This window comes from Pseudomonas sp. BJa5, from assembly GCF_030272875.2.
Taxonomy (GTDB): Bacteria; Pseudomonadota; Gammaproteobacteria; order Pseudomonadales; family Pseudomonadaceae; genus Aquipseudomonas.
This window is the reverse complement of sequence record NZ_JALRNG020000152.1, coordinates 1-269: the sequence shown is the minus strand read 5'-3', so window position 1 is coordinate 269 and position 269 is coordinate 1. Positions and strand designations below refer to the sequence as shown.

1 pseudogene is annotated in these 269 nt (G+C 65.8%); it reads right to left on the bottom strand.

The window, feature by feature from the left end:
- Positions 1 to 24: 24 nt before the first annotated feature.
- Positions 25 to 269: pseudogene (locus tag M2D63_RS25810) on the bottom strand (peptidylprolyl isomerase); the annotation flags it as partial.

Sequence of the window (269 nt, the reverse complement as noted above, 5' to 3'; positions counted from 1 at the left end):
CGCCTTGGCCTGGGCCTCCACCACCTAGTCGTTGACATCGAAGACGAAGTGCCCAGCGTGGCCATGCACGGCCACGTTGGCGACATCCATCTCGAACAGCGCCTTGAGCGCGTCTACGTTCACCTTGACCAGATCGAAGAACGCCGACTTCCTGAGCTCGATGCAGTCGCTCCCCCCCCGGTCCGCGCTCATCAACCCCCCCGCCTGCCCGACGTAGTGCGCCTCGATCCCCTCCACGGTCACCCTGCCAGCGGCCGGATCGGCCTTGA